Genomic DNA, 261 nt, shown 5'->3' with positions numbered 1-261 from the left:
GACCGCCACCAGTCGCGATAAGGGGCAGACCATCGTGGGCAACTTTTGGGCCTACGACGGTACCGCGCTCCTTTGCGCCCCGCCGCGCCTCTACAAAGAGATTGCTACATCCGTCGCACTGCACGAGAAGCCTGTGACAAAGGTCGCTGACATGGCGCGGCTGCTTGTCCTGATCAATGTCACGATGGCCGACGCCGGCATCTCGGCCTGGGACGCTAAATATGCATTCAGGCTTGCCCGTCCCGTCAACTTTATTCGCGA

1 protein-coding gene is annotated in these 261 nt (G+C 60.2%); it reads left to right on the top strand.

All coding sequences use genetic code 11. From position 1 onward, the window contains the following. Positions 1-34: 34 nt before the first annotated feature. On the top strand, positions 35-261 hold a 227-nt coding region (locus tag RMT89_RS43845), incomplete at its 3' end, for a hypothetical protein (protein ID WP_315889336.1).

Origin of the sequence: Streptomyces sp. P17, assembly GCF_032436805.1 — a bacterium.
In the GTDB taxonomy this organism is placed as follows: Bacteria; Actinomycetota; Actinomycetes; order Streptomycetales; family Streptomycetaceae; genus Streptomyces.
This window is presented reverse-complemented; position numbering and strand designations above follow the sequence as displayed.